Source organism: Kibdelosporangium philippinense, assembly GCF_021390435.2.
GTDB lineage: Bacteria > Actinomycetota > Actinomycetes > Mycobacteriales > Pseudonocardiaceae > Kibdelosporangium > Kibdelosporangium philippinense.
This window is the reverse complement of record NZ_JAJVCN010000001.1, coordinates 2,693,318-2,711,783: the sequence shown is the minus strand read 5'-3', so window position 1 is coordinate 2,711,783 and position 18,466 is coordinate 2,693,318. Positions and strand designations below refer to the sequence as shown.

General features: G+C 67.4%; 17 protein-coding genes. 11 read left to right on the top strand and 6 right to left on the bottom strand.

The annotated features are described in order from the left end of the window. Positions 1-20: 20 nt before the first annotated feature. Positions 21-365: a DUF3140 domain-containing protein gene (locus tag LWC34_RS12340; protein ID WP_372496534.1), complete on the bottom strand. Its 345-nt coding sequence runs from the start codon at positions 363-365 to the stop codon at positions 21-23. A 170-nt stretch (positions 366-535) separates the two neighbouring features. Between LWC34_RS12340 and LWC34_RS12335 the strand changes: the two genes are divergently transcribed. Further along, positions 536-715 (top strand): hypothetical protein, encoded by a 180-nt coding sequence (locus LWC34_RS12335; protein WP_233725185.1) that lies wholly within the window; start codon positions 536-538, stop codon positions 713-715. Between the two features lie 59 nt (positions 716-774). Here LWC34_RS12335 and LWC34_RS12330 read toward each other — a convergent pair whose 3' ends face one another. Next, positions 775-1,731: a cyclase family protein gene (locus tag LWC34_RS12330; protein WP_233725184.1), complete on the bottom strand. Its 957-nt coding sequence runs from the start codon at positions 1,729-1,731 to the stop codon at positions 775-777. A 211-nt stretch (positions 1,732-1,942) separates the two neighbouring features. Here LWC34_RS12330 and LWC34_RS56815 point away from each other — a divergent pair, with 211 nt between their 5' ends. The 7 genes from LWC34_RS56815 (at position 1,943) to LWC34_RS12300 (ending at position 7,871) form a co-directional block, all read left to right on the top strand. Then, positions 1,943-2,074, top strand: a complete 132-nt coding sequence (locus LWC34_RS56815) for a hypothetical protein (RefSeq protein ID WP_284051438.1) — start codon at positions 1,943-1,945, stop codon at positions 2,072-2,074. A gap of 350 nt (positions 2,075-2,424) precedes the next feature. After that, entirely contained in the window at positions 2,425-2,676 is a 252-nt protein-coding gene (locus LWC34_RS12325) for a hypothetical protein (protein WP_233725183.1), read from the top strand. 77 nt (positions 2,677-2,753) lie between these two features. Further along, positions 2,754-4,037, top strand: coding sequence for a phosphopyruvate hydratase (gene eno / locus LWC34_RS12320; RefSeq protein WP_233725182.1), 1,284 nt, complete (start codon positions 2,754-2,756; stop codon positions 4,035-4,037). A gap of 87 nt (positions 4,038-4,124) precedes the next feature. Beyond that, positions 4,125-4,799 carry a helix-turn-helix transcriptional regulator gene (locus LWC34_RS12315; protein WP_233725181.1) on the top strand — a complete coding sequence of 225 codons (675 nt, stop codon included), beginning with the start codon at positions 4,125-4,127 and terminating at the stop codon, positions 4,797-4,799. A 524-nt stretch (positions 4,800-5,323) separates the two neighbouring features. Continuing rightward, positions 5,324-5,755 carry a hypothetical protein gene (locus LWC34_RS12310; RefSeq protein ID WP_233723013.1) on the top strand — a complete coding sequence of 144 codons (432 nt, stop codon included), beginning with the start codon at positions 5,324-5,326 and terminating at the stop codon, positions 5,753-5,755. Further along, positions 5,752-6,756, top strand: a complete 1,005-nt coding sequence (locus tag LWC34_RS12305; protein WP_233723014.1) for an IS3 family transposase — start codon at positions 5,752-5,754, stop codon at positions 6,754-6,756. The genes LWC34_RS12310 and LWC34_RS12305 overlap by 4 nt, the downstream gene beginning before the upstream one ends. Before the next feature lie 551 nt (positions 6,757-7,307). Continuing rightward, the gene (locus LWC34_RS12300; RefSeq protein ID WP_233725180.1) at positions 7,308-7,871 is read left to right on the top strand and encodes a hypothetical protein; all 564 of its coding nucleotides are present in this window, start codon (positions 7,308-7,310) and stop codon (positions 7,869-7,871) included. Positions 7,872-7,907: 36 nt separating this feature from the next. On the opposite strand, the gene LWC34_RS12295 is transcribed toward LWC34_RS12300, so the two are convergent. Next, positions 7,908-10,994 carry a hypothetical protein gene (locus LWC34_RS12295; protein ID WP_233725179.1) on the bottom strand — a complete coding sequence of 1,029 codons (3,087 nt, stop codon included), beginning with the start codon at positions 10,992-10,994 and terminating at the stop codon, positions 7,908-7,910. 362 nt (positions 10,995-11,356) lie between these two features. Between LWC34_RS12295 and LWC34_RS12290 the strand changes: the two genes are divergently transcribed. Further along, entirely contained in the window at positions 11,357-12,664 is a 1,308-nt protein-coding gene (locus tag LWC34_RS12290) for a salicylate synthase (RefSeq protein WP_233725178.1), read from the top strand. A gap of 35 nt (positions 12,665-12,699) precedes the next feature. Here LWC34_RS12290 and LWC34_RS12285 read toward each other — a convergent pair whose 3' ends face one another. Genes LWC34_RS12285 through LWC34_RS12275 form a run of 3 tightly spaced genes read right to left on the bottom strand, consistent with a single transcriptional unit; the run spans position 12,700 to position 16,318 of the window. Further along, positions 12,700-13,719 carry a FecCD family ABC transporter permease gene (locus LWC34_RS12285; protein ID WP_233725177.1) on the bottom strand — a complete coding sequence of 340 codons (1,020 nt, stop codon included), beginning with the start codon at positions 13,717-13,719 and terminating at the stop codon, positions 12,700-12,702. Continuing rightward, positions 13,716-14,717, bottom strand: coding sequence for a FecCD family ABC transporter permease (locus LWC34_RS12280; RefSeq protein WP_233725176.1), 1,002 nt, complete (start codon positions 14,715-14,717; stop codon positions 13,716-13,718). Before LWC34_RS12280 ends, LWC34_RS12285 begins: the two co-directional genes overlap by 4 nt. Further along, on the bottom strand, positions 14,714-16,318 hold the full coding sequence (locus tag LWC34_RS12275) for a (2,3-dihydroxybenzoyl)adenylate synthase (protein WP_233725175.1): 1,605 nt from the start codon (positions 16,316-16,318) through the stop codon (positions 14,714-14,716). The genes LWC34_RS12280 and LWC34_RS12275 overlap by 4 nt, the downstream gene beginning before the upstream one ends. Positions 16,319-16,386: 68 nt before the next feature. Here LWC34_RS12275 and entS point away from each other — a divergent pair, with 68 nt between their 5' ends. Together entS and LWC34_RS12265 are read left to right on the top strand one after the other, a co-directional pair. Then, positions 16,387-17,649 (top strand): enterobactin transporter EntS, encoded by a 1,263-nt coding sequence (gene entS, locus LWC34_RS12270; RefSeq protein ID WP_233725174.1) that lies wholly within the window; start codon positions 16,387-16,389, stop codon positions 17,647-17,649. Beyond that, positions 17,625-18,431 (top strand): alpha/beta fold hydrolase, encoded by an 807-nt coding sequence (locus LWC34_RS12265; protein ID WP_233725173.1) that lies wholly within the window; start codon positions 17,625-17,627, stop codon positions 18,429-18,431. The genes entS and LWC34_RS12265 overlap by 25 nt, the downstream gene beginning before the upstream one ends. Positions 18,432-18,466 lie beyond the last annotated feature (35 nt).

The window sequence follows — 18,466 nt, the reverse complement described above, 5'->3', positions numbered from 1 at the left end:
GACTCCAACACTCGGGACGCCTAGTGGTCGAGCGGATCATGGCCCCAGTTCATCAGGGAATATCGCCATCGACTCGTCGTGATGTCCGAAGCGGGCCGCTGCGCCGTGTGTCGATGCACGTATCCAGTGACCTTGCGCATGTGCCGATAGTCATCTTCGGTCAAGTCGTCGGGGCGCGTCCTGAGCAATGCCACAATCCGTCTGCCCGAGGCGTGTCCGGTCGACTCTCCGTCCGGCTTGTCACCGACGGCCTTCGACTCCTTGCTCGCCAGCCACTGTTCCAGTTGCTTGGCCGTCATGTTCACGGCTTCGCCGAATTCGCGCCGAATCTGCTCCCGCTCTTCCTGGTGCACAACAGCCTCCATCCACTGCATGGCTTGTTCGTTCAACTCAAGAACCCCTGTTCCGGCTACCCAGTAGGACGACAGGCAACCATCAGGTTCCGTGCCGTATGAGGCCACAGTGGACAGTGAGTTCGGTCAAGGTGGCGCGGGTTGACGAGGTCATCCGTGGGTAGCCGGTCACCATGACCGTCATGGCGGAGGTGGATTCGTTGATCGACGCCACGTTTGGCCCGCTCAATGGTGCTCGGCTACAGCAGTGTGGGCTGGCTGGCCGACAGACCCAACGCGGATGGACGGAAAGACGGTTCACCGCCGAGTTCGCCGAACAGGAGAACCGCCTGGATGTCCTGGTCAAACAACTGAGCCCATGACAAGGATCGGCATGTCTGTGTGCCGCACCCGCCGTGTGATCAAGGCGAGAGTCCCGCGGTCAGAATGTGGCGATCGGGTTGACCGGGCTGCCGGACGCACCAGCGAAGCGGACCGGCGCGACGGCGAGGTGGAAGTCCCATTGGCCGAGCTCTGCGGCCGTCGTCGCGCACACCTCCAAGTCGCAGTTGTCGAGCATCCACAGACCCATCGCGACGAGGCTCACGGCGTGAACCGGCATCAGGAGGTTCTCGTACCCCGACGGCTGAACGTCCTGAGGAGTGTCAGCGCCGATCAGCGCCACCTCCCGCTCATACAGCCACGGCAGGCAAGATGCGTGCCAGCCAGCCTGCATGAAACCGGTGGCCTCACCGACCTCATGCCGGAAGCGGCCATAGCCGGTCCGCAGCAGTACCGCATCGCCGGATCGCACCCGCACACCCTGGCGACGCTCGGCCTCCTCGAGATCCTCGGGAAACACACCCTGTCCCGGTTCCAGCCACGGCACATCGCGGACCCTCGCAATGTCCAGCAGGACACCACGCGTGATGATCCCGTTCGCCGCCGCCGTGACCGCGGCCCAGTCCGATCCCGTTGCGGCGTCGACCAACGAGTGCGACCGCCCGTTGTACATCGTGCCGTCCCAGAAGACGGGGCATGGCGAGTCGATGTGGGTGATGGTGTTGCCGTGGAACGTGAAGCCGAGCCGCTCGAACGAAAAGCCGAAGCGGTGGTCGTCGCGAAATCCGGGCGCCGGCATGTCCTCGGCGCCTGGCATGTCGGCGGTGCGCGGGCACGTCGTCGTCGACCGCTCCATGTCTTGCGGTACGGCAACTTCCCATGCGCACGACACGCTCCTGCCATGGCGCACGGCCCGCGCCGCCGCCAGCCGGATGTCGTCGGTGATGTGGTTCAGAGTGCCGAGCTCGTCGTCGTCGCCCCACCGTCCCCAGTTCGACAACGCGTTGAAGTACCCGAGCACGTCGTCCTGTGTGGGCAACGGTCGCCCCGCCGTCATCCGAGCATCGACTCCTCCAGCCACCATTCAGGCACCACAGGCACAGTATCCCGCCCTCTCCTGTGATCTGCCAAGGCTCACTGACCACGCATGCGTTGGTCGCGGGCCGGCACCGGCCGAGTGACTTCTTGGGTGCGGTGCTGCTTGCCCACTGGGGCCGCCCGGGCACCACCAGCAACACCGCGAAAACGCCGATAGCCGCCACGGTGACATGCCCACTGGGAAAACTGTTGTCGGTGTACGGGATCTGCTGGGCGCGGTCCGGGCGGCCCAACCCGACTTTCAACAGCTGCGCGAGCGCCGCGGCAACGACCATCAGAGTCGTACCGAGGTTGTGGCATAACTCTGCCACGGCTACGTGCCTCTCCCTCTCGCCGTCGCTTTCGGCGGGGAGCGCCTAGTGGGTGAAGTCGATGCCGGAGGGTGCTCGTCGTGATCGAATGTTTTCGACCTTTCTAGCCAACAGCGGGCCTTTCCACGAAACGAAAGCGGCGACAACGCTGGGTCTGTACTGTGGTCATCCTCGCGTCTCCTGCCTTATGCCGTATCGGACGGATTGCCGGGAACACCAGGCAGCCTGCGACAACCTTGCCGAGCAACGCCATCCGTCAGATGACTGACCAGCTTGACGGGTATGACTGATCGGTACAGTGTGCTCTGGACTTCGTTGAAATGGCTGGGAAATCTGGCACGGTGGCAAGAGCACTCGACGTCCTGGTGCGGATGAACCCCGGGCTGTCCCGGTTTCACGTCGCGTGGCAGGCGGGCGTTTGCGCGGCTGTGGTGGTCGCGTTGGGTACCGTGCACGCCGACGAAGTCGAGTTCTGGCAAGGCGACAACGCCGCAGGCACGTGCGGCTGTGTTACACCCGCGCCGACGACGCGTGGAGCCGAGGCCTGCTGTGGCCCTAGCCATCAGCCACAGGGAAAGATCTTCCGCTCTTGATCGATTCTGATACCGTCCCCGATGCCTGGGGCGGCTCGACGTTGCGCTGCCTGCTGAAACCCCTGTGAGGAGCGCACATGACTGCCATCGTCGCCGTACACGGCCGGGAGGTCCTCGATAGTCGTGGCAACCCGACTGTCGAAGTGGATGTTCTGCTTGAAGACGAGTCGCTGGGCCGCGCCGCGGTCCCGTCCGGCGCGTCAACCGGCACGCGGGAGGCTGTGGAGCTGCGCGACGGCGACAAGGCCCGGTACCACGGCAAGGGCGTGCGCAAGGCCGTCGACGCGGTCAACGGCGAGATCAGGGACGCACTTGTCGGGCTCGACGCGGAAGCACAAGCCGAAGTCGACCGTGCCCTGATCGACCTGGACGGCACCGCGAACAAGGCCAGGCTCGGCGCGAACGCGACGCTCGGCGTCTCCCTCGCGACCGTGAAGGCGGCTGCCGCCAGCAGTGGCCTGCCGTTGTACCGCTACGTCGGCGGCGTGTTCGCGCACCTGCTGCCGCTGCCGATGATGAACATCATCAACGGTGGCGTGCACGCCGACAACTCGATCGACTTCCAGGAGTTCATGATCGGCCCGGTCGGCGCGGAGACCTTCGCCGAGGCCGTCAGGATGGGCTCGGAGGTGTTCCACACGCTGCGCAAGTCCTTGCACGAAGCCGGACACAACACCAACGTCGGCGACGAGGGCGGATTCGCACCCAACCTGAACTCCGCCGACGAAGCGCTGCGGTTCGTGGTCAAGGCGATCGAGTACTGCGGCTACACCCCTGGTGAGGACATCGCACTGCTGCTTGACCCAGCCGCGTCGGAGTTCTACACCGATGGCGAGTACGACTACGTCGGCGAAGGTCACAAGCGCAGCGTCGAGCAGCACGTCGCATACCTCGCCGAACTGACCGCCAAGTTCCCCATTGTGTCCATTGAGGACGGAATCGCCCAGGACGACTTCGACGGCTGGAAGCAGTTGACCGAGACGATCGGCGACCGCGTTCAGCTCGTCGGCGACGATGTGTTCTGCACCAACGTGACCCTGCTGCGGGACGGGATCGAGCGCGGGATCGCCAACTCCATTCTGGTCAAGGTCAACCAGATCGGCACACTGACCGAAACTCTGACCACAGTGGACACCGCGCACAAGGCGGGCTATTCCGTGGTCATGTCCCACCGGTCCGGCGAGACAGAGGACACCACGATCGCCGATCTCGCCGTGGCCACAGGCTGCGGACAGATCAAAACCGGCTCATTGTCACGATCGGACCGCACCGCGAAGTACAACCAGCTCATCCGCATCGAGGAAGAGCTGGGCACGGAAGCACGGTACGCAGGCCGCGACTCCCTGCGCGGGGCCTGCTGACGCCCGCTTCGGCTGGCCCAAGTCCTGCTGGCTCGCACCGCCACGTTCCAAGGGGATCCCGACCGCGCGATCGCCCTCGCCACGCAGGTGTGCGCGATCGGCGAGCGGCAGGGCGAGCAATCGACCCGGGCTCATGCCCTCTCCCTGCTCGCCCTCGCACAGTGGCATCGAGGCGAATTGGCGCAGGCGAGCATGCACGCCAAGGAAAGCCTCCGGATCATGTGTACCTTCAACGACACCTTGGGCACGGTGTTGCTCGTCGAGCGGCTGGCGTGGATCGCGGGGACAGCCGGCGAGAGCGAGCGGGCCGCCGTGCTGCTCGGCGTGGCGCAGCAACTGTGGCCGCTACTCGGCGGCCAGTCCCTGTTGGGCTCCCCGCACTACCACGCCGCGCACGAGGCGTGCGAGCAGCAGGCCCGCCGCGCCCTCGGTGACCGTGCGTTCCAGATCGCCGTCGACCATGGCGCAGCGCTCGACCTGGATCAGGCCGTCGCCTACGCCCTCGGCGAACCCGCACAGCCCTCCCCCTCGACGCCCACAGCCCCCACCGACGAACCGTCGACGCCGCTGACTCGCCGGGAACGGCAGGTCGCTGAACTGCTCGCGCAGGGGCTGTCCAACAAGGACATCGCCGCGCGGCTGGTGATCGCCCAACGCACCGCCGAAGGCCACGTCGAACGCATCCTGACCAAGCTCGGTTTCACCAACCGCATCCAACTCGCCGCATGGGTCGCCGAACAACAACAAGGCCGACACTCGTGACGGCGGGCGCCGGATCACGCTGGCCGGCGGGCAATCTGCCGGACGAGACAACAAGCTTTGTCGGTCGCCAACGCGAGACCGCCCGCGCCGCGCGGCTGGTGCGGCTGGTCACGGTGACCGGGGTCGCAGTGGTCGGCAAGACCCGGCTGGCGTTGCGGGTGCGTGGCCTTCCTGCCACGCAGCCGCGGCGACGCGAAGGAAGTCCGTCTGCCCCAAGCGGACATCGCCCGCTACCACGTCGGCGCGGTCCGGGGCGGCGATCTCGTGTTCACCTGCAGCGAGGTTCCCATCGACGGACCCAACAGGCGACTGGTCGACAGCAACGCCGGCCTGCCCGACGACGGCCGCCGCCTGTCCTTTGGGCACCTGGAAGCAGACTCCGGGTTACGCGCGAAGGCCTGGTACGTCTACCAGTCGCACATCGGGTACCTCGAGGCGTTCCCCTCTTTGTCAGGATCGTGTGAGACACCCGGTGTGAGTACCGGGGTTCCTGACCAAGGGCGGGATCGGAGATCCTTGTGTACGTGTCCACTCCCGCTGACGACCAGCCCATCCCGTCGACACCGGCGGGCGATCCCGCGCCGCGTCCGTCCCGGCGGGTGTTCAGCCCGGAGTACAAGCTGGCGATCGTCACCGAGTACGAGAACGCCCCCAACGGCGAGAAAGGCGCGATCCTGCGCCGGGAAGGCCTGTATTCCTCGCACATCATCGAGTGGACACGCGCCCGCGACGCGGCCGCCCTGACCAGCGGCCCGGCGGACCCGTCGACACCGGCGAAACGCTCGAAGAAATCAGCCGAGCAGATCGAGCTGGAGAAACTCCGCCGCCAGAACGAGAAACTGCGATCCGACCTGGCGAAAACCCGGATAGCGCTGGACATCATGGGAAAAGCACACGCGCTCTTGGAAGGACTCTCCGAGAGCGCGGAGAACGACGAGCCGCCGAGGACGTCATGACGGCCGCGTTCACCGAACTACGCGCAGCCGAGGTCTCGGTGCAGCAGTCGTGCGCGCTGACCGGGATCTCCCGCGCGACCTACTACCGGCGCGCCAACCCGCCGCCGGCCAAGCACGGTCCGTGGCTACCGCGCCAACCACCGCCCTCGGCGTTGACCGACACCGAACGCACAGCCGTGCTGGCCTTGCTAACCAGCCCGACCTACGCGGATCTGGCGATCCCACAGGTCTGGGCCCGCGAGCTGGACGAGGGCCGATATCACTGCTCGATCTCCACCATGTACCGCATCGCCCGCGCGGCTGGGCAGGTGTCCGAACGCCGCCGGCTGGCCACCCATCCACCCCGGGTCCGCCCGGAGCTGATCGCCCGCGGCCCCAGCGAGGTGTGGTCCTGGGACATCACCGCGTTGAAAGGACCGGTCAAAGGCGTCTGGTACAAGTGCTATGTCGTGCTGGACATCTTCTCCCGCTATGTGACGGGCTGGCTGGTCGCCGCGGCCGAGGACGCGGTCGTGGCCAAGGATTTCCTCGCTGACGCGGTCGCCCGCAACGGGGTCGAGCCGCACACCATCCACGCCGACCGCGGCGGGGCGATGGTCTCCAAACCAGTGTCCGACCTCCTGGTCGATCTCGGCGTGCTGCGGTCGCATTCCCGCCCCCGAACCTCGAACGACAACCCGTACTCCGAAGCCCAGTTCAAGACGATGAAGTACGTGCCGGATTTTCCCGACCGGTTCGGGTCACTGGCCGACGCCCGCGCGTTCTGCGAGAGCTTCTTCCTGGCCTACAACCACGAACACCGGCATTCCGGGATCGGGATGCACACCCCGGCCTCGGTCCACTTCGGCACCGCCGAGCAGATCCAGACCCAACGCCAAACCACCCTCAACCGGGCCTACGCCGCACACCCCGAACGCTTCACCCGCCGACCCCGGCCACCCAAACTGCCCGAGGCAGTCTGGATCAACCAACCCATTCCACAGTCACAACCAGCCCTGTAGACACAAACCGTCTCAATTGGACTTGACAACTACCGTTCGGCCTGGACCTGACAGACGTCATCCACCAGACCGTGTACCTGAAGGACGCCAACGAGATGGCAGTCGTCGAACGTGTTGGCGCACGATGTTCTTCGGACCAACCCTCCCACCCACCACATTCGTGCCGATCGTGGACACCTCGCCGTTCAGCGCCGCGTCCATCGAGGTCGAAGTCGTTGCCCGGCAACGATGATCCAGACATTCCGCGTCAACAGGCAGAAGGTGGACGATCGTGTCCAGTGAGGTACAAGCACCCGCCGGTGCGCACCAGGTGATCGAGCGTCCCCCGATCGTCCGGACGTGCGCCTCATCGGTACTCGTCAGCAGTGGAACCGCCATCAGCCGGACCCAGCCGTTGGCGCGACGAGTGAGCACGTGTTCCTGGGTCCGGCGGGTTGTGCTCACTGCGAGCGCTGATCTGACCAGTTACCTTGTGAGGCCGGGAACTTCTCCCGGTGTGCTGGGGACAGCGCACCCTGGTCGTCCGGGAACCTGATCTGTGTACTTGCCCTATGGATGTGGTGATCCGGCAACAATGTACGAACTCGTTCCGTAGGGAAGGCGAATACTGGTCACTCACGCACGCGGCCGACGTTGTGCGGCTCAAGCACAGCAAGGGGGTCCGGTATCTCGCCGAGTTGCTGTCCCGGCCTGGCGTCGAGGTGCACACGATGCAGCTGACCGCCGCAGTGCGGCAATCCAGCCTCGGGCCTGTGCTGGACGGGCAGGCCAAGGCCGCGTACCGCGCCCGGATCGAGGACCTGCGGGAGGTGATCGCCGAGGCGGAATCCTTTCACGACATCGTCAGGGCCGGGGCCGCGAGGTCCGAACTGGACGCTCTGGCACGGCAACTGGCCTACGCGGTCGGACTCGGCGGGCGTGATCGGCAGACCGGGTCGGCCGCCGAGAAGGCCAGGATCAACGTCACCAGGGCACTGCGGACCACGATCGCACGGATCGGGCAGACCCTGCCGGTGCTCGGACATCACCTGGACACCTCGGTGCGTACCGGCGCCTTCGTCAGCTACCAACCGGGACCCGCACCCGCGTTCACCTGGCAGTGCGACTGGTCCTGACCGGAAGTGCGGTGGCACTTCCGGTCAGTGTCCCGGTCAGTTCTTGCGGCCGTGAATCGCGTCCGTGACGATCTGCAGCTTCGTCAACGCGTGCTGGACCTCGGGCAACGACTGGTCATCGAAGGAGGCGAACGGGACGTCCAGCCGGGTCGACAACCGGTCGGTTCGCACGCCCGCGCTGTGCATCAGCCATGCCGAGAACCTGTCGGGGCTCTCCAGCCCCGGCGGGTACGGCTGGGCATCGGCCTTCTCCAACGCGGTCTGGCCCGCGAACGGATCCATCGTCCCCGACTCGTAGTTGGCCTTCGCCTTGCCGAAAAGCTGCTTGAGCAGCGGAGTCGAATACAACTGCCGCTCCCCGTACAGCAACGCCTTCATCTGGTCGTCGGACTCCAACACCCGGGACAGGCCGACCTCGGTGTACGCCCGCAGCAGTTGCACCGCGAAGTCGACGTCCCTGGCCGGTGCCGTGTCCAGCGATTCGGAGACCTTCTTGTAGTACGTGCCTTTCCGCTTGTCCAGGTACTCGCCGGTGAAGATCTTGCCGAGCCCGTCGGACCTGGCGAGGTCCGGGATGTTCTCCGGCTTCGCGGTCTTCTCGAAGGCCTGCCGGAACTCCGGTTCCCAGCCCTTGGCTGCCTCCTCGTGCTCACTGCGTTCCTCGATCGGCTTGCAGGCGCGCGGCCCCGTCGGCCCGTCCCACATGCAGAACTGGATCTCCACGTTCTTCTTGACCACCGCGGACATCCGGCGGGCCTCGACAAGGCCGGTAGTGGGTGTCCACACCATGAACTGGCGCGCGCTGATCTGCAGGTCACCAAACTTGACGGTGATGCGCTTGCCGGTCAGCGGGTCGGTGCCGGTCTCCACCCTCGTGTTCACCCACTGAGCCGAGTAGCACGGTGTGTAGGCCGGTTCCGGCATGTCCGACTTGAACCGCAGGTACCTGGCGAACATCACCGCGGGACTGAGGTCGAGCCCGGTCGCGTTGGCCGGTGTCTTGATCCGCGGCAAGGTGGACAACCCGGAGCAGTGCGGCATGTCCGCCGCCACCGGCATCCCGTGGTCCGCCGGGATGGCCTGCTCGTAGTTGCCGAAGAGCTCGTACTTCTTGCCGTCCCGCGCCGCGTTCTCGTGCACGCGCAGGCTGTTGAGGAAGTCCCGCATCGCCACGCGGTACTTCGTCATCAGGTTCTGGTACAGCAGACTCGCCTTACCCGGTTCCACCTGCCCGTACAGGACGAACTGCTGGATGGCGTTCTGGATGTCCTTGCCGACGGTGATCACATCGTCCGCCCGCCACCGTGCGACGCTCGTCGCAGCCATGGCCCGGTTCTGATCGGTCATCAGCGTGTACGCGTTGGCCGCCAACGCCCACACCGCCGGGTTGGCGATCTTGCCACTCGGCGGCACCGGGAAGCCGGGTGCGAGCTTGCTTTCGTTGGCGTACCAGGCCAAGAAGCGGATCGCCCCGGTCGGCCCGAAGCTCTTGGTCGGATCCCCGTAGAGCTTCAGCAGCGTGGAGACAGCCTCCTGCTCGGTGGTGTAGCGGCCTTCCGGTACGACATACGCCGCGGACGTCGTGTTCTGCGTGCCGTAGGCGTTGAAGATGTTCTCCGCGTCGACGAACGTCTGCTTGGGAATCGGGTCGCCCTGGTGCGCCCGTGAGTAGTCGACTCCGAGATTGGCCCATTCCAGCAGTTTGTCGCGCTCCATGTCGGCGATCGCGTCCAGCGTGGCCTCGCCGATGGCCTGGGTCCGTGCCTGGTGGTGCAGCACGTTGCTGGCGATGTCCTTGGCGATCAGGCGGACTTCCTCCACGCGGGCATTGGTCCGTTCGAACTCGGCGGCCAGCTTGCCGTACACCTCCTTGAGCCTGCTGTCGATCTGGTCGAACCGGGCGTTCATGTCCCGCCCGAGCCGCTGGACCTCCTTGCGCAACTCGGCGATCTGGCTGAGGATCACCTGTTCGATACTCGGTGGGCCCGCGGTGAACATGGACACCACCGAGATCAGGGCACCGGCGAAGTTGCCCATCGCGGCGGCCGTGGCGAATCCCGAGATCTCACCGGCCGTCTGCATGAACGACAGCAGTTTGTTGCTCGCAGTCGCGAACTTGCTCCCCGCCTCGCCGACCTTCATGACCTGCTGGGCGAAGTCGTGCTGGCCGAGCGCTCCGGCGATGTAGGACAGTCCGTCGAACCCGGCCTTGATCCCGTCGATGACGTCCTGACGTTGCTTCTGCTCGTCCTCGGCCTTCTCGACCGGCACCTTCTCATCAGGCTTCGGCGGCGCGCCGGGAACGTTCTTGCCCGCGGCCTCCTTGATCACATCGATGATCTTGGAGTACTCCCGGTTGATGCCCTTGCCGAGCTCGGCGACCTGATTGATCACCTCCTGCTTGACCGCGACCGGGTCGTTCTTCTTCGACAGGATCGACGGCAGGTCGTAGTACATGCTCAGCATGGGGTGGTCGGACATGGTCTGCGCGCTGTCGGTCGCGCTCACCCACTTGTGCGCCGCGCCGATCTCGCCGTCCCACACCTGTTTGAAGACCGGGTCCTGCCGGGCCCGATTGGCCACCGCGGCCCAGACCAGGCCCGGCGCCTCGGAGTAGCGGCGCTCGCCGTCGAAATACTGCTCGTTGGCGGTCAGCCGGTCCTTGATCCGCGGGGACATCCGCTCGGCGTCCCGGCCGGTCATCGCGGCGACCAGTACGGAGACCGTCGGCCCCCGGTACTCCGCCTGCGGGGCATGCGGCAGATCCGCGATGGTCCACGCCAGCATCTCGTGCTCGGAACGTTCCCACAGGCCGGAGAAGGCGGTGGACGCTTCCTCCCGGTGCCTGGCCACCCACAGGTAGTGGTCGAACAGCTGGTCCTTGGTCGCTTGCGGGTTAAGCACCCGCCAGTCCAGCATCTCGGCGCTGGACACGACACTCTTGACGAAATCGGCCTCGGACTTGGCAGTGGCCCGCATGTACGCGCTGAACACCGCGTTGTCCATGGCGGTCGGGTCGATCTCGGCGTACGCAGGCGGCACGGCCACAAGTGATCCGGCCATGGTCAGCGCGGCGAGCACACCGAACACACGCCGCCGGATGAAGGGTCTCCTGTGTCTCACACCTCGCTATGCGTTCATCCGGAATGAACAATGTTCATCACTCACGACAAACCAACGCGTGTGCGTTGGTCCTGCTCCTCGTCTGGCGAAGAACCCGAGCACAGCAGTGAAAGCCTCGGCTCTCGGGAATGCCGCACCGCACCGCTGCGTCACGGCTTGAATGGAGACCTTGCCTGATCAAGCGACCCTTCAGGGGCAACGCGGGTCGGAGGACAGCGCTGTCCGCCGAGGTGTGATCTATCTGTCTCTGACCGGTCATTCGGACCTATAGAGGGTCCCCTTACTTAGGTTAGGATCACCTTGGTCTCGGCCTGCCTCTGGCCGACCATGCCGAGATCCGGCGCCAAGGACGAGGAGTTGGTGTGACCGAGTACGACCGTGAAGAGATCGCGACAGGGTCGGCTGATCCGCTGGACCTGGTAACTCGGCTGGCGCGGTCCGGATTCGACGACTACGTCGTCTACGAGCGCGCGGGCACCTGGACGTTCGCCGGTGGCGCGCTCGCCACGGTGACGCTCGACGCGCGGCGGGTGCGGGTCGAGGCCGGTGGTGAGGTGACCGAGCGGTCCTGGTCCGGCTCGCCAGGTCAGGCGCTGCGCGAGGCGCTCGCGGAACTGCCGGTCACCGGTTGGCGCGCGTACGGCCGGGTCAACTTCGGGTTCGCCTCGCTGGTGCCCGGACTGACGCTGCGCGGTGCCGCCGCGCCGACGGGCGAGATCGTCCGGCTGATCGTGCCGCGCGTCGAGGTGACGCTGGCCGAAGGCACGGCCGTGGTGCGCGCGGTCGACACCGCCGAGCACGTGCGCGAATTGCTGACCGCCGACATCGAGCTGGACACCGGGCAGACCTCCGCGGTCGACATCACGGCGGACAGCGCCAACTACCGCGAACGGGTCGCGCAGGCGATCAAGGAGATCCGTCAGGGCCAGTACCAGAAGGTCATCCTGTCGCGGGCGGTGCACATTCCGTTCCAGGTCGACATCGTGGGCACCTACGAGCGCGGCCGCCTCGGCAACACCCCTGCGCGGTCGTTTGTGCTGCGCCTCAACGGCGCCGAGGCGGCAGGCTTCAGCCCGGAGATCGTCGTGTCGGTCGACGGTGCGGGCCACGTCGTCACGCAGCCGCTGGCGGGCACCCGCGCGTTCGGCCGCGGCGCCGAACTGGACGCGGCGGCGCGCCGCGAGCTGGAGAACGACCCGAAGGAGGTCTTCGAGCACGCCGTCTCGGTACGCGCCGCGCAGGAGGAGCTGCGCCGCATCTGCAAGCCGGAATCCGTGCACGTCGGTGACTTCATGGGAATCAAGGAGCGGGGGTCCGTGCAGCACCTCGCCTCGCTCGTCAACGGCGACCTGGCCGAGGATCGGTCGGCGTGGGACGCACTGGAGGCGGTGTTCCCGGCGGTGACCGCGTCGGGCATCCCGAAGCGTGAGTCGCTGGACGCGATCGCCCGCATGGACGGCAGCCGCGGCCTCTATTCGGGCGCGGTCGTCGCGATCGACGCCGACGGCTCGCTGGACGCCGCCCTCGTGCTGCGCGCGGTGTATCAGGAGGGCGACCAGGCGTGGCTGCGCGCGGGAGCGGGCATCGTGGTCGACTCGACACCGGACCGCGAGTTCGAGGAGACCTGCGAGAAGCTGGGCTCGGTCGCACCGTTCGTCGTGCCCGCCTGACCGGCCTGACACCGCAAGGCCCCGGCCTTGCGGTGTCAGGACTTTCGCCAGAGCAGCCACGCGAGGTAGACGCCGCCCAACGCGCCGGTCGCGACGCCGACGGGCAACGCACCGCCGATCCGTTGCGTGGCGAAATCCGCTGCCAGCACCAGGAAAGCACCCATCCACGCCGCGGGCAGCAGCCTCGCGCCGTACGACCGGGTCAGCCGTTTCGCCAACTGCGGCGCGACCAGAGCCACGAACGCGATCGGGCCGGCCGCCGCCGTCGCCACCGCGCACGCCGCCGTGCCGGAGACGAGCAGGTACACGCGCGCGCCTTCCACCGGAACGCCGAGGCCCCGCGCCACTTCGTCGCCCATCGCCAGCATTTCCAGCCACCGCACGCCGAACAGCAGCGCGGGCACCAGCACGACGAGCGCGATCGAGGTGGGCCACAGCTGGGTCCAGCCGAGGTTGTTCAGGCTGCCGGTGAGCCACACCGTCGCGCGCGCCACGTCGGCGACGCCCGCGTTGACGATCAGGTAGAAGTTGACCGCCTGCAGGATCGCGCTGATGCCGATCCCGGTCAGCACCAGCCGCATCCCGAGCACACCGCGCTGCCACGCCAGCACGTACACGAGCAGCGCCGTCGCCAGGCCACCCACCAGCGCGCCCGCCGACACCGTGCCGGGGCTGCCGCCGAAAACCAGGATGACGAGCAGGCCGCCGGTCGCGGCACCGTAGTTGAAGCCGATGATGTCCGGACTGCCCAACGGGTTGCGCGACAGGCTCTGGAACACCGCGCCGCTCATGCCGAGCGCCGCGCCGACCATGAGCGCGATCAGCACGCGGGGCAGCCGCAGGTCGAGCACCGCGTAGTTGGTGATGCGGCTGCCGTTGCCGAACAACGTACGCACTACGTCGAGCGGTGCCACGTAGATCGCGCCGGTGCCGAGCGCGATCACGCCGACGACCACGATCGCGGCGACGAGACCGAAAGAGACGACAAGTGAACGCCGGGGCCGCGTGCGGAGGCGTACAGGCTGAGCGACGGAAGCCGGAGGAAGCGCGCTCATACGCGGACCGCCTTGTGGCGCCGCAACAGGATCAGGAACACCGGACCGCCCAGCAACGCGGTCACCACACCCACGTCGATCTCCTCCCGCGCCATCACCCGCCCGAGCACGTCGGCCAGCAGCAGCAACACCGGTGCGAACACCGCGCAGTACCCCACTATCCACCGCTGGTCGGGCCCGGTGATCGCCCGGACCATGTGCGGCACGACGAGGCCGACGAACACCAACGGGCCCACGGCCGCTGTCGCCGCACCGGCCAGCAGCGTTACCGCTACCAGCGTCAGCAGCTGAGTCCGGCCGAGATGCGCACCCAGCGACCGCCCCATCTCCTCACCGAGCGACAACGCGTTCAACGGCCGCGCCAGCAAGATCGCCATCACCAGCCCTACCACCAGGAACGGCGCGACGTCCGTCAGCGTCCCGATGTTCGCGCGTTCCAACGCGCCCACGGTCCAGAACCGCATCTGGTCCAGCGCGTTCTGGTCCAGCAGGGTCACCGCCTGCGTGAACCCGGTCAGGGCAGCCATCACCGCCGCACCCGCCAACGCGAGCCGCACCGGCGACGCGCCCGACCGGCCCGCGATGACGTACAGCACCGTGCCCGCCACAGCGGCGCCTGCGAACGCGAACCAGACGAACGCCCGAAGGTCCGTCAGCCCGAGCACGCTGATCGACAACGCCGCCGCGGCGGAGGCGCCCGCGTTCACGCCGAGCAGACCGGGATCGGCGAGCGGGTTGCGGGTCAGCGCCTGCATCAGCGCGCCCGCCACGCCCAGTGCCGCACCGACCGCGACGCCGATCAACGTGCGCGGAATCCGCAGCTCCCACACGACGAACGCCGAATCGGAGCCGTCCGGGGAGGCCAGTACGTTCAGCACCGTCGACAGCGGGATCGACCGCGCGCCCACCGCGAGCGACAGCAGCGCCACGAAAACAAGTGCGACCAGGCCGAGCACCAGGCCCGCGCCGCGGGACAGCGCAGGTGCCTTGACGCTCACCCGTCCTCACCGGTGAGCAACCGCACCAGCGCGACCTTGGAGACCTTGCCGACCTTCGTCTGGGGGAACTCGTCGAGCACTTCGAGCCGGTCCGGCAGCTTGTACGCGGCGACACCGCGTTCCCGCAGGAACGCCGTCACCTCGCGCAGGGCCGGAGCGTCTCCCTTGACCACGACGAACGCGCACGTACGTTCGCCCATCACCTCGTCCGGCATGCCGACGACGGCGGCGTCGTGCACGGCGGGGTGCGCGAGCAGGTGGTTCTCCAGCTCTTCCGCGGGGATCTTCTCGCCGCCGCGGTTGATCTGGTCCTTGCGCCTGCCCTCGACGATCAGGTGCCCGGACGGCAGCTGCCGCACCACGTCACCGGACCGGTAGAAGCCATCAGCGGTGAACGCACGCGAATTGTGCTCCGCGGCGCGATAGTAGCCGCGCAGCGTGTACGGGCCGCGCGTGAGCAGCTCGCCGCTCTCACCGGGCGCGACCGGTTCGCCTTCCTCGTCGACGATCAGCAGTTCGTCGGCCGGGCACAGCGGGGCGCCCTGGGTGGTGATCTTCAGCTCGTCGGCATCGTCGAGCCGCGTGAAGTTCAGCAGGCCCTCGGCCATGCCGAACACCTGCTGCAGGTCGCAGCCCAGCGTTTCCCGCACGCGCGCGGCGGGCTCGGGGTTGAACTTCGCGCCACCGACCTGTATCAGCTCCAAAGTGGACAGATCGGCGTCCATGAAGTCGACGACGTCCATCCACAGCAACGCTATCGGCGGCACGACCGCGGTCACCGTCACGCGTTCGCGTTCGATCAGCTCGAACACGGTGTCCGCACTGGGGTCCGGCGCCAGTACGACGGTGCCCCCGGTGGACATCGCGCCCAGCAGGCCAGGCGAGGCGAGCGCGAAGTTGTGCGCGGCGGGCAGTGCCACCAGGTACACGGTCTCCGCGGTGAAGCCGGAGACCTCGGCACTCGCGCGCGCGTTGTAGAGATAGTCGGTGTGCGTGCGGGGAATGAGCTTCGGCGTGCCCGTCGTGCCACCGGACAACAGGAACAGCGCGGGCGCGAACGGGTCCGCCGCAGGCAACTCGATGGGGTCGGCCGTGGGCAGCGGCGCGAACTCGGCCGGGTCACCGACCACGAACACCTGACGGACCGAGGGCACTGCCTTGATCACGGTCCGGGCGAGGTCGCGGTAGTCGTAACCCGCGCCGTCGTCCTCGGCGACGAAGTACGCGACCGCCCCGCTCAGCTCGCACAGCGGCACGATCTCGCTCTCGCGGTGCGCGGGCAGCGCGAGCACGGGCAGCACCTGGGCGCGCAGCAGACCGAAGAACAACGCGACGAACTCCGGCACGTTCGGCAGCTGCACCAGCACGCGGTCCTGGGGTGCGAGGCCGGCGGCGACGAGTCCGGCGGCAATCCGGTCCGCCCACGCGTCGAGCTCGGCCCACGTGAAGCGGGTGCCGTCGGCGGCGACGAGCGCGGTCCGGTCCAGGTGGCGTCGCGCGCCGTCCCGCAGCAGCACGTCCAGCGTCTGCTCGACCCAGTACCCCGCCGCCCGGTACCTCTCGGCCAGCTCCCCGGGCCAAGGCACGCAGCCGTCCAGCATCGTTGACTCCCTGAGATCACATCGAGAAAGTTAGGTTAGGCTAGCCGACATACTGGAGGGATGGTGCCGTGCGTCTCGGTGAACTCGTCATCGACGTCACACCACTGCGCGAGGATCCGGCATACCGCCTGGTGTTCGCCGCGCAGACGGTGACCGTGCTGACCACAGCGCTGACGAACGTCGCGATCAACGTGCACGTTTACCAGATCACCGGCTCGTCCGTACAGGTAGGTCTGGTGGGTCTGGTGTTCGGTGCCGCACTGCTGGTCGGCCTGCTGACCGGCGGTGTGCTCGCCGATCGGGGCGAGCGGCGCAGGCTCATCCTCGGCTCGCGATTGATCGTCGCGGTCGTGCTCGGCGCTCTCGCGGTCAACGCGTCGATCCCGTCGCCGTCGTTGTGGTTCGTCTACGTCGCCGCGGTCATCGCGGGCGGGGTCGCGGGCGTCGGCGGATCGGCACTGATGGCCGCCATCCCGTCCACGGTCGAACCCGTGCGCCTCGCGGCCGCGGGCGCGCTGCTGACGCTGGCAAGCCAGTTCGGCGCGATGGTCGGGCCGTCGGTCGCGGGCCTGATCGCGTCCGGACCTGGCGTGGCGGTGTGCTTCGGGATCGACGCGATCGGCTACCTGGTGGGCATCGCGCTGCTCTCGAAGCTGCCCGCGCTGCGGCCGCAGGGCGTCGACGAGGAGAAGGAACATCCCTTGCGGTCCATCGCCGAGGGATGGAAGTTCGTGCGGAGCAACGAGATCGTGCGCGGACTGCTGATCATCGACCTGTGGGCGATGATCTTCGCGATGCCGTACGCGCTGTTCCCGCAGATGGCGGCCGAAGTGTTCGGCAGCGGCCCGCAGGCGGTGGGCCTGCTGCACACCGCGCCCGCGGTGGGCGCGTTCGTCGGCGGCCTGTTCAGCGGCTGGGTGAACACGTTCCGGCACAGCGGCCGCGCGCTGATCGCGGCCGTGTTGCTATGGGGCTTGTCAATCACCGCGTTCGGCCTGTCCGGGCAGCTGTGGCTCGGTCTGGCATTCCTGGTGGTCGCGGGCGCGGCCGACACGACCTCGGAGATCCTGCGTCGTGCGCTGTTGCAGCACAACACGCCGGATCGCTTGCAGGGCAGGGTGAGCAGCCTCTGGCTCGCACAGGCGACCAGCGGGCCCGCGGTCGGCGGTGCGGAGGCCGGTCTGGCCGCGCGCTTCCTCGGCCCGGCGATGGGAATCGTGGCCGGCGGTCTCGTCTGCGTCGCGGGCGTTGTCCTGGTCGCGCTGACCATGCCCGGTCTGCGTCGTGCGAACCTGCGAGGTGAGGCGTGTTCGCCGACCTCCCCGGCGTGAAACTCTCCTACCAGGACACAGGTTCCGGCGAACCCGTGGTGCTGGTCATGGGCGCGGGCGCGACCGGCAGGGTGTGGCACCTGCACCAGGTACCCGCCCTCGTCGAGGCCGGCTACCGCGTGATCACGTTCGACAACCGGGGAATCTCACCAGCCGAACCCGGATTCACCATCGACGACCTGGTCGCCGACACGGCAGGGCTGATCGAGCACCTGGGACTGCGCCGGTGCAGGCTGATGGGCACCTCGCTGGGCGCCCAGGTGGTGACGGAGCTGGCGCTGACCCATCCCGACCTGGTTTCCCAGGCCGTGCTGATCGCCACCCACGGCCGGTCAGACGTGATGCGCGCCGCGATGAGCCTGGCGGAGAAGGAGCTGATCGATTCGGGCGTCGTACTGCCGGCCCGGCAGGAGGCCGTCGACCGCGCGTTGCGCAACCTCTCCCCGCACACGTTGAACAACGACGCGGCGATCTCCGACTGGCTCGACATCTTCGAGATGTCGCCGACTTTGTGGACGCCGGGGTTGCGGGCCCAGCTGGACCTGGACATCACGCTGGAATCGAGCCGGCTGAACGCCTACGCCGATATCCGGGTGCCATGCCTGGTGATCGGTTTCGCCGACGACGTTCGCCTCCCGCCGCATTTGTCACGGGAAGTCGCGGACGTCATTCCCGGTGCCGAGTACGTGGAATTGGAGCGCTGCGGCCATTACGGCTATCTGGAGCGTCCGGACGTGGTCAACGCCGCAGTTCTGGAGTTCTTCGCCGCTGGACATGGTTAGACACGCCTTACTAAGGTAAGCCTCAGTTAACCCCC